Annotated in this window: 11 protein-coding genes; 7 read left to right on the forward strand and 4 right to left on the reverse strand. The window is 42.9% G+C overall.

Annotation, left to right across the window (positions count from 1 at the left end; genetic code table 11):
* Nucleotides 1–16: 16 nt before the first annotated feature.
* Both B2746_RS16900 and B2746_RS16905 read left to right on the forward strand, forming a co-directional pair.
* Nucleotides 17–1,384: a DUF4832 domain-containing protein gene (locus tag B2746_RS16900; protein WP_290796301.1), complete on the forward strand. Its 1,368-nt coding sequence runs from the start codon at nucleotides 17–19 to the stop codon at nucleotides 1,382–1,384.
* On the forward strand, nucleotides 1,381–2,241 hold the full coding sequence (locus B2746_RS16905) for a PKD domain-containing protein (RefSeq protein ID WP_290796304.1): 861 nt from the start codon (nucleotides 1,381–1,383) through the stop codon (nucleotides 2,239–2,241). Before B2746_RS16900 ends, B2746_RS16905 begins: the two co-directional genes overlap by 4 nt.
* 41 nt (nucleotides 2,242–2,282) lie before the next feature.
* On the opposite strand, the gene B2746_RS16910 is transcribed toward B2746_RS16905, so the two are convergent.
* The 4 genes from B2746_RS16910 to B2746_RS16925 are packed head-to-tail and all read right to left on the reverse strand — an operon-like array spanning nucleotide 2,283 to nucleotide 3,816.
* Nucleotides 2,283–2,666 carry a VOC family protein gene (locus tag B2746_RS16910; RefSeq protein ID WP_290796307.1) on the reverse strand — a complete coding sequence of 128 codons (384 nt, stop codon included), beginning with the start codon at nucleotides 2,664–2,666 and terminating at the stop codon, nucleotides 2,283–2,285.
* Nucleotides 2,667–2,676: 10 nt separating this feature from the next.
* The gene (locus B2746_RS16915; protein WP_290796310.1) at nucleotides 2,677–3,168 is read right to left on the reverse strand and encodes a VOC family protein; all 492 of its coding nucleotides are present in this window, start codon (nucleotides 3,166–3,168) and stop codon (nucleotides 2,677–2,679) included.
* A 7-nt stretch (nucleotides 3,169–3,175) separates the two neighbouring features.
* On the reverse strand, nucleotides 3,176–3,523 hold the full coding sequence (locus B2746_RS16920) for a nuclear transport factor 2 family protein (RefSeq protein ID WP_290796313.1): 348 nt from the start codon (nucleotides 3,521–3,523) through the stop codon (nucleotides 3,176–3,178).
* Entirely contained in the window at nucleotides 3,520–3,816 is a 297-nt protein-coding gene (locus tag B2746_RS16925) for an RNA polymerase alpha subunit C-terminal domain-containing protein (RefSeq protein WP_290796316.1), read from the reverse strand. The genes B2746_RS16920 and B2746_RS16925 overlap by 4 nt, the downstream gene beginning before the upstream one ends.
* Nucleotides 3,817–3,926: 110 nt before the next feature.
* Here B2746_RS16925 and B2746_RS16930 point away from each other — a divergent pair, with 110 nt between their 5' ends.
* Genes B2746_RS16930 through B2746_RS16950 form a run of 5 tightly spaced genes read left to right on the forward strand, consistent with a single transcriptional unit; the run spans nucleotide 3,927 to nucleotide 11,791 of the window.
* Entirely contained in the window at nucleotides 3,927–4,916 is a 990-nt protein-coding gene (locus B2746_RS16930) for a GlxA family transcriptional regulator (RefSeq protein WP_290796319.1), read from the forward strand.
* Nucleotides 4,917–4,955: 39 nt separating this feature from the next.
* Nucleotides 4,956–7,493 carry an alpha-glucan family phosphorylase gene (gene glgP, locus B2746_RS16935; RefSeq protein WP_290796322.1) on the forward strand — a complete coding sequence of 846 codons (2,538 nt, stop codon included), beginning with the start codon at nucleotides 4,956–4,958 and terminating at the stop codon, nucleotides 7,491–7,493.
* 27 nt (nucleotides 7,494–7,520) lie between these two features.
* On the forward strand, nucleotides 7,521–10,040 hold the full coding sequence (mgtA, locus tag B2746_RS16940) for a magnesium-translocating P-type ATPase (RefSeq protein WP_290796325.1): 2,520 nt from the start codon (nucleotides 7,521–7,523) through the stop codon (nucleotides 10,038–10,040).
* 36 nt (nucleotides 10,041–10,076) lie between these two features.
* Nucleotides 10,077–10,751 (forward strand): response regulator transcription factor, encoded by a 675-nt coding sequence (locus tag B2746_RS16945; protein ID WP_290796329.1) that lies wholly within the window; start codon nucleotides 10,077–10,079, stop codon nucleotides 10,749–10,751.
* Entirely contained in the window at nucleotides 10,748–11,791 is a 1,044-nt protein-coding gene (locus B2746_RS16950; protein ID WP_290796332.1) for a sensor histidine kinase, read from the forward strand. The genes B2746_RS16945 and B2746_RS16950 overlap by 4 nt, the downstream gene beginning before the upstream one ends.
* The last annotated feature ends 14 nt before the right edge of the window (nucleotides 11,792–11,805 follow it).

An 11,805-nucleotide genomic window follows, 5' to 3' on the forward strand; every position in this document is an offset into this window, starting at 1 on the left:
ACTAAAATGAATTCACATGAAATGGACTAATCGATCTATATTTTTAGGGTTGGTGCTGGTGGCTTCCTGCTTTCTGTGTTGCAAACGCGCAGATGGTGATCCGAAGCCAAAAGAAGAGCGCATTCAGTATGAACTTTCGAATACGGCATTTGCCAATCCGGAGCGCGGGTTCATCCGCACGATGAGTGTGAAGTCGGATGGTGTGGCGTTAACAAGCGCACAGTTGAGTCTGCTTCGCAGTCAGCATGTGTCGATGATTCTGTGCGTGATTTACTTTGATCAATTCAAGGATAAGGATATCAGTGCAGGTTTTTTATCGCTGATTGAAAGTGATTTAAATACAGCGCGGAATGCCGGGTTGAAAATGATTCTTCGTTTTGCCTATACCGATGACATGGCTGGTACCGATGCGCCCCTGGCGATTATTGAACGTCATCTGGATCAGTTGAAACCGGTATTCGAAAATCATAAGGATATCATCTCCTTTGTGCAGGCGGGTTTTATTGGTGCCTGGGGAGAGTGGCATAGTTCAAGCAATGGACTGGCAACAGTGGCCAATGAGCGGGCGGTGTTAAATAAGTTGCTGTCTGTTTTACCCATGGATATTATGGTGCAGGTGCGTACGCCGGGAGCCAAGCAGCAGATCTTCAATAGCACAGTCGCCTTAACTGCCAGCCAGGCTTATAGCAGTGAAAACATAGCGCGCGTAGGGCACCATAACGATTGTTTTTTATCGGGCGGAACCGACTATGGTACCTACACCAATGTGGAGCAGGAAAAACAATACATCAGCAATGAAGCACTCTATGTTCCAACGGGTGGAGAAACCTGTCCGCCTACAGGTGGATATGACCCAACCTGTGCGGAAGGCCGTAGGGAGATGCGCCTGTTGAAATGGACTTATCTGAATTTGGACTGGTACCCTGCTACTATCAATGCCTGGAAGAATTCCGGATGTTTTGAAGAGTTTCAGAATAATCTCGGGTATCGGTTGGGGTTAGTAGATGCTTTCTTTCCGAAAGAGGCAATGGCGGGTGGTAACCTGGCCGTGGATTTAAACATCGTCAACAATGGGTATGCGCCGCTTTATTATAAGAAGAAAACCATGCTGGTATTGAAGAATACTGCAACGGGAACTTATTATGATAAACCACTGACGGTTGATCTGCGCTTATGTAAGCCAACCGTTACGATGCCGATCAAAGAAACGGTTTCTCTGGCAGGATTGCCTGCGGGCACTTATGAATTGTATCTGCGGATAGCGGATCAGCATGCCTCATTGGAAGCTCGGTCTGAATTCGCGGTGCGGTTGGCCAATACCAATGGCTGGCTGGAGGATCATAATGGAATCAATAAGTTGAATGCTCAAATAGTTATAAAATGAAAAATACATCCTTCTATATACTGGGCTGTTTGTTTGTTTTGGTATCAACAACTGCCTGCAAAAAAGAAAAAGACAACGGGAACCTGAAATCAGTTTTCAGTTATGTAGCCGATGGATTTCGGGTAACCTTTACCAATTTCTCCACCGGAGCAACGGAATATCATTGGGATTTCAATGATCGTCCGGGTGATAGTTCTTCCTTGAAATCACCGCAGCATGTGTTTTCATCCAAGGGCGATTTTCTGGTGACGCTGACGGCAACCAATGGCGGACAAACGGATAGTTTCACCGATACGGTTACGATCATAGGACCGAATATCAAAATAGACGGCGATTTTACGGATTGGGAATATGTGGAGTACCTGCATGTGAATCCGGATGATTTACCGGGTACGCTTCGGTCGGTAAAGGCATTTGCGACATCGCAGGATATCAATTTTTTGTTTGAGGGTACTACAGATATGAAACTGGAATTGTTTGATATGTTTATCAATACCGATAATAATCCGGCTACCGGGTATTCGGTAGGGGCTTATCCTGCGGGATCCGGGATGGATTTTCTGTTGGAAGGTCCGGGTGTAACGCCGGGCTGGGGATCGGGCTATAAACATTCAGGCGGACCGAATGATTGGGCATTTACACCCTTGTTTGCATTTGATGCGGAGATGAAGTTTTCTGCTATCAAACCGCAGGCGGGTAAAAATATCGTGGAGTTTTCTGTTCGGAAATCAGCGCTGGGTCCATTAAGCGGATCCATCAGTTTTGCATTGGTGGAATTGAATGGAGGCTGGTCAGAGATCGGCCGCATTCCCAAGGGCGGTGATGCGGAATCGAAGTTTCTGGAAGTTAAGTTGTAGGTAGAATTTCACCCGCCGGGTGCCACCCGGCGGGTAAAATTTTACTGTGCATTCACATCCACTTCAAAAATGCCGAATACATTATTGTCGGGGTCAATGAAATAGCCCTGCCAGCAGCGGCCGGGAACGGCGAACTTAGCCAGGGAAATCGTGCCTCCCAGTGCCAATATTTTATCCTGGGTGGCATCAAAGTTTTCGACCTGAATCGAGCAAACAAATGCATTTATTCCCATTTCAGTTGGCGGTACGCGGTCTGGACGTTTTAGGAGTCCGCCGGGTATGCCACCTGTTTCAATTCGATAATATTCCATGTAATGGTCATCATCTTTTTTGATGGTCCAGCCGAAAATGGAACTATAAAAATTGACTTCTCTTTCCGGAATGGAAGATTCGATTTCAAAGTATCCTACTGTATCATATTTCATTTTGAGTTGATTATATTTCATTAAATGCCTGCTGAAGCTGTAGGAGATCAAATTTTTTCATTTTAAGAAAAGCGGCGGTTACGTGCTGTACTTTGGCAGGATCCGAATCGGACATATAGGTTGCCAAAATGGTGGGTACAATTTGCCAGGAGAGACCGTATTTATCTTTCAGCCATCCACAGGGACCTTCTTCGCCCTCTTGTGTAAGTTGGTGCCAATAGTAGTCGATTTCTTCCTGGGTGTCGCAATTCACCACCACCGAAACCGATTCATTGAATTTGAATTGAGGGCCTCCGTTCAGGGCGAGGAAGTTCATCTCATTGATGGTGAATTCCACCACCATGGCCGTGCCTGCTGGTTTTTTATGAAACTCAACTCCCTCATTACCATAACGGGAAATTTTTCCAAGGGAACCATTTTTGAAAATCGATAGATAATGATTGGCGGCTTCTTCTGCCTGGTTATCAAACCAGAGGCAGATAGACATCGTTTGTTTTTTCATGATCGGTTTATTTTGATTTTATACAATAGGACGTGATGGATTCCAGGAGGCCGTCATCCGTAAAAAGGTAGATATCACAACCATGTATAAACGAAATGCGTTTTCCATTGCGCAGGAATTCCGCGGTTCCTGAAACTGCTATTTTGTTTTCGCCTTCTATTACCTGCAGCACCCTGAAATTGGTAGTGACTGTTTTGAAATAAGCGGCCACATCGCGGCATTGTTTAAGAATAGCAGCTTTGCCATCGAATTGATTTTCTTCGATTACATTCCAGCTGGCATTCTCTCCAAGAAAGGGAAAAGTTTCTTCAAAATTTCCGCTTGAAAAGAAGGTTGCGATAGAGGTCTTTGTCATGTTACTTCTTTTTTGAAATTTAATCCTGCTGCCTCAAGCACCTGCTTCAGTTTAGGAATGGAGGAAGGACCGAAGCCGTGCAGTTGCAGCAATTCTTTTTCACTCCATGTACTGACTGCATGGAGCGAATCTATACCGGCTGCTTCCAGCGCTCTTCTGGCGGGTGCACCTAAGCCGGCCAGAAAACCAGTTAGTGGTTTGCGAGCCGCTTCGCAAATCGGACAAGTTGGGCAATCACTGCTTTTGGAATATTGATGTCCTTTTTCGCAGGTTCGAAGTGTTGATTTAGCCATAGGACTTCAAATTTGGTTAATTAATCGCACCGGAAACAATCTTAAATACGACAATTGAATGGGTTGATTGCGACAGTGTATCCGATTATATTTGTACAAACGATTCGCAGATGAAACATGTATCTATCCTGATTCCGCAGGGCGATGTTAGTGTAGTAAACATAATGGGTAGTTTCCAGATTCTTGGAGCTGCCAGTGGCCAATACCAGCAACAGAGCAGGAAACCATTATTTGAAATTGACCTGGTTGGCTTTGCGCCGGTTACTTCATCGAAACCAGGAACTGCACAGGTAATACCTACGAAATTATGGAGCGAAATTTTAGTTACTGATTTGATTATTATACCTGCCGTACACAATGATCCGTCTCTGGTGATACAGGAAAATCAGGAACTGATTCAGTTTGTAAAAGAACAATATAAAAATGGGGCAGTGGTTTCATCGCTTTGTATTGGCGCATATTTATTGGCAGCAACCGGCCTGTTGAATGGGAGAAACTGTTCCATTCACTGGCAGCATGCGCCCTACCTGCAAAAAATGTTTCCCCAGGTTCAGGTGAAAGGAGAACGATTGATAACCGATCAGCAGGGTATAATCACCAGTGGCGGAGCTTATGCGTTTACCAACCTCGTTGTTTATCTGATCGAAAAATATGGTGGTCGTGATTTGGCGGTATTGATCTCCAAATTGTTTATGATTGATATAGACCGGAAATACCAATCGATTTATCAGCTATTTGCCGGACAAAAAGAACACCAGGACGAAACCGTATTGCAGGTGCAGGAATACATTGAAAATAATATCGGGGATAAATTTACGATTGATCAGCTGGCGGTGGATCATAACCTGGTGCGCCGAACATTGGAAAGAAGATTTCGCCAGGCCACCGGAAATTCCATTATCGAATACACGCAGAAAGTGCGGATGGAAGCCGCAAAAATGAACCTGGAAAAAGGGCGTAAAACTGTGAGTGAAGTGATGTATGATTGTGGTTATACCGATTCCAAAGCGTTTCGGGATGTGTTTAAAAAATGTGTGGGACTGAGTCCGCTGGAATACCGGAAAAAATATATGATGGAAGGGGTGAATAAGATCCATTAAGAGAAGCAACAGACAAACACTACCTTCGTTTACGCAGCCATGAATAAAAAAATCATCAGAGCCAACCAGATCTATGGGTTTATACCCCTGGAGATGGAAGGGGTGGATGCGCTTGCAGATCTGGCACTTGATATGCGATGGTCATGGAACCATGAAGCAGATAAGCTTTGGGAACGCATAGACCCGGCTCTTTGGGAGCTTACTCAAAATCCCTGGGTAGTTTTACAAACAGTTTCGCATGATCAACTGGAACGTCAGTTGGCTGATCCTGCCTTCCGGCATCTTATGAAGGAGGTTCAAAAAAGCAGGGATAGTTATAAACAAAGTACTACCTGGTTTCAGCAAAATTTTCCTGCATCCTCGCTAAGCAATGTGGCTTATTTCAGTATGGAATACATGCTCAGTGAAGCATTGCCCATATATGTAGGTGGACTTGGAAATGTGGCAGGAGATCAGTTAAAAGCAGCCAGCGATCTTGGGGTGCCCATCACGGCAATTGGCTTGTTGTATCAGCAGGGTTATTTCAGACAGGATATAGACAGCAAAGGCAATCAACAGGCCTATTTTCCCTACAATGACCCGGGTTCACTACCCATTACACCCTTGCGACTCGACAATGGAGAATGGCTGCGGATTAAAATTTCATTGCCGGGTTATCCGGTTTGGCTAAGGGTTTGGCAGGTGCAGGTGGGGAATGTTAATCTTTTTCTGCTAGACAGTAATGACCCTGCCAATCTTCCTATTCACCGGGGTATTACCAGTGAATTATATGGGGGGGGAGCAGACCTTCGGATCAAACAGGAGATAGTACTGGGTTTAGGTGGCTGGCGTTTATTGAAGGCCTTGGATATCCGGCCGGAGATCTGCCACCTTAATGAAGGTCATGCTGCTTTTGTTGTATTGGAACGTGCGAATGATTACATGAAAGAATCCGGCCTTCCTTTTGAAACAGCCTTAACCATAACCCGTGCCGGAAATTTATTTACCACCCATACTGCCGTTGAAGCCGGATTTGATTATTTTTCTCCTGCTTTGATGGAGCAATATTTTGGTGAGTATGTACGGCATGAACTCAAATGTGATTTCAACCGATTTATGGCGCTGGGCAGGCAGGATGAAAAGGATTCTGACCAATATTTCAATATGGCTTTTCTTGCAATCAGGGGAAGTGGTGCAGTTAATGGTGTAAGTCAATTGCATGGCAGGGTAAGCCGGCATCTTTTCAGTTCGCTTTATCCGCGCTGGCCAATCAGAGAAGTGCCGGTAGGTACGGTAACCAATGGCGTTCATATGCCCAGCTGGGATTCGGAAACAGCCGATGAGCTCTGGACGACCGCCTGTGGTAAACTTCGCTGGAAAGGAGATCTTTCATCAACGGAAACCGATATCTGTGCAGTACCGGATGATACCTTGTGGACCTTCCGGAACCGGCAGAGGCAGACCCTTGTAACTTATGTGCGACAACGCTTCGAACGTCAGGCAACTCTATCAGGGCAATCAGCTGAAATGCTTGAGCGGGCAAAAGAGCTTCTTGATAATAACCGGCTTACGCTGGGCTTTGCCCGTCGTTTTGTAAACTATAAACGTACCAACCTATTGCTGAAAGACCCCCAACGGCTTTACCGGTTATTGACCGATGAAAAACGACCGGTTCAATTGGTACTGGCCGGAAAAGCCCCTCCCTTTGATGAGAATGGCAATGCAATGATCCGGCAATGGAATGAATTTATTCAGCAATTCAATTTATACGACCATGTCTTGTTTCTGAGTGATTACGATATGCATCTGGCAGAACATTTGGTGCAGGGGGTGGATCTATGGGTAAACACCCCCCGTCGTCCCTGGGAAGCCTGTGGAACCAGTGGTATGAAAGTGCTGGTAAATGGCGGACTTAATCTTTCTGTACTGGATGGATGGTGGGCAGAAGCGTATACACCGGACCTTGGATGGGCGCTCGGAGATGCATTGGAACATAAGAATAATCCGGAATGGGATACCAACGAGGCGAATGAATTGTATTCCCTTTTGGAAGAACAGATCATTCCAATGTTTTACACGCGGAATGAAAAAGAAATTCCGGAACAATGGGTAGAAAAAATGCGGCATAGCATGTCCAAACTTACACCCCGGTTTTCAGCAAACAGAACGGTACGGGAATATACGGAGAAGTATTATCTGCCGATGGCAGCAAACTTTAGGAAGAGATCCGTGAATGATGCAGGTCTGGCAAAAAAAATGGTTCATATCGCAACCCTGCTGAAGCAGAAGTGGGAAACCATTCAAATTGCAAGAGTTGATATGAAACCAACCGCCACCGGATATTCTGTAAGAATGTTGCTGCAGTTGGATGAACTGATCAGGGATTTTATTGCTGTTGAGATTTATTCGGAAGGGATATCAGGTATTGATCCGGAAAAAACGAGTATGCAGGAAGAATTCAACGGTACTGGGGAAAAATGGTACCAGGCAACTATTATAACCAACCGGCCGGCAACTGATTTTACGGTGCGAATTATACCTGCCTATGAACATGTTTCCATTCCATTGGAAGACAATCATATTCTTTGGCAACGATGAATTTGAAATCAACTTAAAAAAGGCTTTATGCCAGCAAAGGATGAAAATAACTTTTGGGAATATGATACGAATCATTGGTTCGGGGTATTGAATAGTTCCGCAAATGGATTAACACAAGCTGCAGTGAACCGGATTGTACAGGCGAAAGGTCTCCATCCTGTCCGGAATAGCTCCTTTAAAAAGTATTTTTTTCTTTTCCTTAGCCAATTTAAAAGTCCGTTGATGCTACTCCTGATCGGAGCGGTTATCCTGTCCGGATTGCTTGGTGATACATCCGATGTGATTATTATATTGTTTATTGTTGTATCAACCGGACTTCTTAGTTTTTATCAGGAAAGAAATGCCGGTAAGGTGGTAGAAAAGCTGCAGTCCCTGATTTCTATTAAATCAACTGTACTTAGAGAGGGGGTACAACAGGAAATTATCGCTTCAAACATAGTGAGTGGTGATATACTTATACTAAATGCAGGAGACCTGCTACCGGCAGATTGTCTGCTGCTTTCATCAGATGAGTTATATGCCAATGAAGCTTCCCTAACCGGAGAGTCTTTTCCCACCAGAAAGGAACCCGGGGTACTTCCCGTGCAGACAGAACTCGCCAATCGATCCAATTGTCTTTGGGAAGGCACTAATATTGTAAGTGGAAATGCAACAGCATTGGTAATTCAAACCGGAGAGTCTACCCTGTACGGGCAACTTACGAAGAGTGCGGCTCGCTCATTTGAAACAAAGTTTGAAAAAGGTATCAGGGATTTTGGTTTCTTTTTGATGAAAATTACCGTTACCCTGGCTTTGTTTATCCTTCTTGTCAACCTACTGAATCATAAGGGGATAATTGAATCAGCCTTGTTTGCACTGGCACTTGCAGTTGGAATGGCGCCTGAATTACTACCTGCGATAACCACCATTGCAATGAGTGCCGGAGCGAAGAAGTTATTGGCGAAAAAAGTAATTGTAAAAAAATTGAATTCCATACAGAATCTGGGAGAAGTTAACTTATTATGTACGGATAAAACCGGAACGATTACGGAAGGTAAAATCAATCTTGCAGGCTTTACGGATGGGTTGGGAAATGAATCTGCCTGGGTAAAACAGTTGGCCTATTGGAACGCTTCAATGGAATCAGGCTATTCCAATCCGATTGATGAAGCGATCAAAAACATGGAATCTCTGAATTTTCTTCCTGCTATTAAAATGGGTGAAGTACCGTATGATTTTATCAGAAAGAGGATAAGTATAGCCGTTACTGCTGGAAGCGAAACGCTTTTTATCAGCAAGGGTGCCTGTTCAGAAATTTTCCGCATCTGTTCTGCTATTCGCCTGGCAGATGACAGTATTGTAGATATCGATCCCTATCGAAAGCTCCTGGAGGAAAAAATGCAAGAACATGGAGCCAATGGTTTGCGTACCATCGCCGTCAGTTATAAAAATTTTCAAACAGAAACCATTTCAAAAGAGCTGGAGGTAAACATGATTTTTGGCGGATTTATATTGATGCAGGATCCGGTTAAAGCTGGCATTTCTGAAATTATAGCTCAATTAAAACAGCTTAGCGTTGAATTGAAAATCATTACAGGAGATAGCAGAAATGTTGCCGCATCCATTGGCCGGGGAATCGGTATTCAGGAGCCGGTTATTATGACTGGTAAGGAACTTTTTACTACCAGTCCGGAAGCATTAAAACTGTTGGTTAGGAAGACGCATATTTTCGCTGAAGTAGAGCCTCAGCAAAAGGAACGGATAATTATAGCCCTAAAACAAACCTATACGGTTGCCTACCTCGGTGATGGTATTAATGACGTATCTGCAATAAATGCTGCCGACGTAGGGATTTCAGTTGAAAATGCGGTTGATGCAGCCCGTGAGGCTGCTGATTTCGTGCTTTTGGAGAAAGATTTGGCGGTTTTGGCAGATGGCATAAAAGAAGGCAGAAAAACCTTTGCCAATACCTTAAAATATTTATACATCAGTACCGGTGCAACTTTTGGTAATATGTGCAGTGTGGCAGCAGCCTCCCTTGTATTACCCTTTTTACCCATGCTTCCTAAGCAAATATTGCTTACCAATTTTCTGACGGATTTCCCATTTTTAGCTGTATCAACTGATAATGTAGATAAACAGCAACTGGTGAGCCCCGGTAAATGGGACCTGAAACTTATTCGAAAGTATATGATCGTATTTGGGATTCACAGTTCCATTTTCGATCTGATTACATTCGGCACACTTTACTATTTTTTAAAGGTAAAAGAAGCTGAATTTCAGACCGGGTGGTTTGTAGAGTCTGTTATTTCTGAACTTTGTATTGTGTTCATTATCCGAACGCACCAGCATTTTTTTAAAAGCAGGCCCGGAAAATACCTCTTTATATTCAGTGCCCTTGCTTTGTTGGGCACGATCCTGTTTCCTTATCTGCCTTTTGCAGCTGAAATAGGTCTGAGCCCGATTCCATTACTTAATCTCAGCGCTATGTTATCCATTGTGGTAGTGTATATCTTAACTGCGGATTTACTAAAGGTTTGGTTCTTTAAGCGTTTTCAGCCGGTTTGAAGAAGAAAAAACAGCCGGTTTAACCTAACTTGAAGCATGAAAATATTGATCATTGAGGATGAAGCAGCGCTCGCAAAAAGCATCAGTGATTTTTTATCGCAGGAGGATTATTTATGTGAAATTGCAGGTTCCTATTCAGAAGCCATTGTGAAAATTGAGAGCTTTCAATACGATTGTATTCTATTGGACCTGATGCTGCCCGGTGGGGACGGAATTAAATTATTAAAAATTATAAAGGACCAGAAAAAACAAGACGGAGTAATCATCATTTCTGCTAAGAATTCACTGGAGGATAAAGTAGCAGGACTTAAACTGGGTGCTGATGATTATCTGGCCAAGCCTTTTCATCTTTCAGAGTTAGCTGCAAGAGTTTATTCTATTATCAGAAGAAAAAATTTCGGCAGTGATAATATGCTGGAGCAAAAGGAAATTAAGGTTGACCTATTGGCGAAAAAAGTTAGTATACAGCAGCGCGAGGTTCCGCTTACAAAAAAAGAATATGATTTACTTTTGTATCTGATGAGTAACAAAAACAGGGTGCTCTCCAAAAGTGCATTGGCTGAACATCTTTCAGGTGATATTGCCGATATGTTTGATAATTACGATTTTGTATATGCGCACATAAAAAACCTAAAGAAAAAATTGCAGGAAGCAGGGGCCGGTAACTACCTTAAAACCCTGTACGGAAGCGGATATAAATGGGATGTATGAAAAAGCTGTTGAATATATCATTAAAACGGTTTACACTATTTGCAGCCATTTTATTGATCTGCAGTATTCCTGTATATTATTATATCATCAGAAAATTATGGGCATATGAGTTGGGCGAGCACAATATTGTTTTAACATCTGAAGCTGCAAAAGAAGACAGTTTTCTTATCATTCTCTCTATCACATCACTCACCCTGTTATTTTTTATCCTGCAACTTGTTGGGTTTGTTTTAATTAATCTGCGGGTTTCGCGAATCTTATGGAAACCCTTTTATGACAGTATTGAAAAAATAAGAAATTTTGATCTTACAAAGCAGGAATCCATAGATTTTAATAGCACGGAAGTACTTGAATTCACAGAATTAAATCAAAGCCTGGATAAATTATTTTTAGGGAACAGGAGTGCTTATGTACAGCAAAAGGAGTTTGCTGAAAATGCTTCGCATGAGTTACAAACACCACTCGCAATTATTCAGTCAAAAATAGATATATTATTGCAGAATAAAGACCTGACTGATTTACAATACCAGCTGTTGGATGAAATGCAGTCAGCACTTTCCAGAGTTTCCCGGATCAACAAAAATTTACTGTTACTTTCCAAAATTGAGAACAATCAATTTCTGGAGGTTGAGGCGCTTGATATTTCTGCTTTGCTCAAAGAGAAAATCACTGTTTTTGATAATTTCATCCAGGAAAAGGGGATTCAAGTTCAGGCATCCATTGAACCGGAAATTTTACTCCATGCAAATGATAGTTTATTGATAATTATTTTTAATAATTTATTTACAAATGCTATCCGATATACACCCCGTAACGGGAAATTGATTATTGAATTGTCGAAGAACCAGCTTCGTTTTAGTAATTCAGGCGATGTTTCCCTGAACAGATCGCATGTTTTCCAGCGTTTTGGTAAATCCTCTGATCATTCACCAGGTGCTGGTTTGGGTTTGTCCCTGGTTAATCAAATTTGCAAACGGTATAATTGGGTGCTGGATTATTCTTTTGTCAATAATTTCCACCTCTTTACGATCACCTTTTAATTCAAATTTTCTTC

It is taken from the genome of Flavihumibacter sp. UBA7668 (genome assembly GCF_002483205.1).
Lineage (GTDB): Bacteria > Bacteroidota > Bacteroidia > Chitinophagales > Chitinophagaceae > Flavihumibacter.

Excerpts from the sequence above, each read along its gene's own strand:
- B2746_RS16905 (WP_290796304.1), top strand. The coding sequence starts at position 1,381 with ATGAAAAATACATCCTTCTATATACTGGGCTGTTTGTTTGTTTTGGTA.
- B2746_RS16900 (WP_290796301.1), top strand. The coding sequence starts at position 17 with ATGAAATGGACTAATCGATCTATATTTTTAGGGTTGGTGCTGGTGGCT.
- B2746_RS16945 (WP_290796329.1), top strand. The coding sequence starts at position 10,077 with ATGAAAATATTGATCATTGAGGATGAAGCAGCGCTCGCAAAAAGCATC.
- B2746_RS16930 (WP_290796319.1), top strand. The coding sequence starts at position 3,927 with ATGAAACATGTATCTATCCTGATTCCGCAGGGCGATGTTAGTGTAGTA.
- B2746_RS16915 (WP_290796310.1), bottom strand. The coding sequence starts at position 3,168 with ATGAAAAAACAAACGATGTCTATCTGCCTCTGGTTTGATAACCAGGCA.
- mgtA (WP_290796325.1), top strand. The coding sequence starts at position 7,521 with ATGCCAGCAAAGGATGAAAATAACTTTTGGGAATATGATACGAATCAT.
- B2746_RS16910 (WP_290796307.1), bottom strand. The coding sequence starts at position 2,666 with ATGAAATATGATACAGTAGGATACTTTGAAATCGAATCTTCCATTCCG.
- B2746_RS16925 (WP_290796316.1), bottom strand. The coding sequence starts at position 3,816 with ATGGCTAAATCAACACTTCGAACCTGCGAAAAAGGACATCAATATTCC.
- B2746_RS16950 (WP_290796332.1), top strand. The coding sequence starts at position 10,748 with ATGAAAAAGCTGTTGAATATATCATTAAAACGGTTTACACTATTTGCA.
- B2746_RS16920 (WP_290796313.1), bottom strand. The coding sequence starts at position 3,523 with ATGACAAAGACCTCTATCGCAACCTTCTTTTCAAGCGGAAATTTTGAA.
- glgP (WP_290796322.1), top strand. The coding sequence starts at position 4,956 with ATGAATAAAAAAATCATCAGAGCCAACCAGATCTATGGGTTTATACCC.